General features: G+C 66.6%; 3 protein-coding genes and 1 pseudogene. 2 read left to right on the forward strand and 2 right to left on the reverse strand.

Features of this window, described 5'->3' with window-relative positions:
* A partial coding sequence (locus tag BIS11_RS16290) for an SDR family NAD(P)-dependent oxidoreductase (protein ID WP_253586551.1) occupies nt 1-233 on the reverse strand: 233 nt, incomplete at its 3' end.
* Between the two features lie 104 nt (nt 234-337).
* Here BIS11_RS16290 and BIS11_RS16295 point away from each other — a divergent pair.
* Nucleotides 338-1228, forward strand: a complete 891-nt coding sequence (locus tag BIS11_RS16295) for a LysR family transcriptional regulator (protein WP_253423389.1) — start codon at nt 338-340, stop codon at nt 1226-1228.
* A 9-nt stretch (nt 1229-1237) separates the two neighbouring features.
* Here the strand turns inward: BIS11_RS16295 and BIS11_RS16300 are convergent, their stop codons facing one another.
* Entirely contained in the window at nt 1238-1519 is a 282-nt protein-coding gene (locus BIS11_RS16300) for a hypothetical protein (protein WP_253423386.1), read from the reverse strand.
* 77 nt (nt 1520-1596) lie between these two features.
* Here BIS11_RS16300 and BIS11_RS16305 point away from each other — a divergent pair.
* A pseudogene (locus BIS11_RS16305) lies at nt 1597-1951 on the forward strand (4-phosphoerythronate dehydrogenase); the annotation flags it as partial.

Raw genomic sequence — 1951 nt, forward strand, 5'->3', positions numbered from 1 at the left:
GTCTCGATCCTGTCGAACAAGGCGCCCACCGCCTGCACGTCGGCCACGTTCGCCTGACACGCCATGGCCTGGCCGCCCTGAGCCTTTATCTCTTCGACCACCTGGGCGGCGGCGTCGGTACTTCCCGCGTAGTTGACGACGACCGCGAAGCCGTCGGCGGCCAGCGCCTTGGCGATCGCCGCACCGATCCCCCGTGAGGCGCCGGTCACCAGCGCTACCTTTGCTTCGATCATGATGTGACTCCTGTTCCGTTGTCATGGGTGGGCCCCAGCATAAGCGAAACCTCGTACGCTATAATCAATCCAATTCCGCCATCACTTGTCGGAAAGGGGGAACAATGGATCGACTCGATACGATGCAGGCGTTTACTCGGATCGTCGAGCGGCGAAGCTTCACCCAGGCGGCGCAGGACCTGAACATCTCGCGCTCCACCTTGACCGAGGCGATCAAGGCCATGGAGGCGCGCCTGGGCGTGCGTCTTCTGCAGCGCACCACCCGTTCGGTCACGCCCACCCAGGAGGGCGAGGCGTACTACCACCGCTGCCTGAGCATTCTGGCCCAGGTGGAAGAGGCCGACACCCTGGCCGCCGACGCCCCGCGCGGCGTGCTGAAGGTGGATGTTCACGGCACCCTGGCCCGGCACTTTCTGCTGCCCGGGCTTCCCGCCTTTCTGGAGGCGAACCCGGAGCTGGACATCGTGCTCAGCGAAGGCGACCGGCTGGTGGATCTGGTGGGCGAGGGCATCGACTGCGTGCTGCGGGTCGGCATTCTGCAGGATAGCGACATGGTCGCCCGCCAGGTGGCCCTCCTCGACGAAGTCACGGTGGCCTCCCCCGACTACCTGGCCCGCCACGGCACGCCGCAAAGCCCGGCGGCGCTGGCCGGCCACGCGATCGTGGGTTTTCACTCCAGCCGGGTGGGGCATACGCTGCCGCTGGAGCTGATGGAGGAAGGCGAAGCGCACTACGTGGTGCTGCCGGCCCACGTCACCGTGACCGGCGCCGACACCTACCGCGCCGCTGCCCTCCAGGGCCTCGGCATCGCCCAGCTGCCGCGCTATCACGTCGCGCAGGCGCTTCGCGAGGGTCGGCTGGTCGAGCTTCTGCCCGATACCCCGCCTGCCGGCTCCCCGGTCTCCCTCCTTTACCCCAGCAACCGCCAGCTCTCGCCGCGGGTGCGGGTGTTCATGGACTGGGTGGCGGCGGTGTTCGAGGAGCACGAGCCGTAGAGCACATCGCTACAGCACGTCCAGCAGCGACAGCTGGCGCATGGCGTCCTGGGCTTCCGGGGCGTCATCGGCGGCTTCGAGCACCTTCTGGTAGCCGCGTGAGGACTGGATGGTCGACTCGTCGTCGAGCCACATCATTGCCTGCTCGCGGGAGTCGGCCAACTGGTGCTTCAAGCCGCCGAACTGGGTACCGATCTGCCCCCAGGCGCGGCTGAAGATCCAGTCGCCGAACATATCCTGGTGAATATGCACCAGCACATAGTCATGGTCGGTTTCCCAGCGTACGATCACTTCTGTCTCCTTGAACCCCTCGTCACGCTCGATCGCGCGCCTTCGCCGTATTGTAAAGCTCGGATACTCAAACGCCTATGAAACTCGTCATCGATGCCAACATTCCCGCCGCCGACCACTGCTTCGCCCCTCTGGGCCGCGTCATTCGCCTGCCTGGGCGCGAGATCACCGCGCAGGACGTGCGCGACGCCGATGCGCTGATCGTGCGTTCGATCACCCGGGTCGACGAGGCGCTGCTCGCGGGCAGCCGGGTACGCTTCGTCGGCAGCTGCACCATCGGGGTGGATCATGTCGACACCCGCTGGCTTGCCGCGCACGGCATCGGCTTTGCGAATGCCCCTGGCTGCAACGCCGAGGCGGTGGTCGACTACGTGCTGAGCAGCCTCGTCACGCTGGGCGAGCGCCAGGGGTGGTCGCTGTTCGAGCGCCGGG

The organism is Halomonas sp. 707D4, assembly GCF_024158685.1.
Lineage (GTDB): Bacteria > Pseudomonadota > Gammaproteobacteria > Pseudomonadales > Halomonadaceae > Vreelandella.

Excerpts from the sequence above, each read along its gene's own strand:
- BIS11_RS16295 (WP_253423389.1), top strand. The coding sequence starts at position 338 with ATGGATCGACTCGATACGATGCAGGCGTTTACTCGGATCGTCGAGCGG.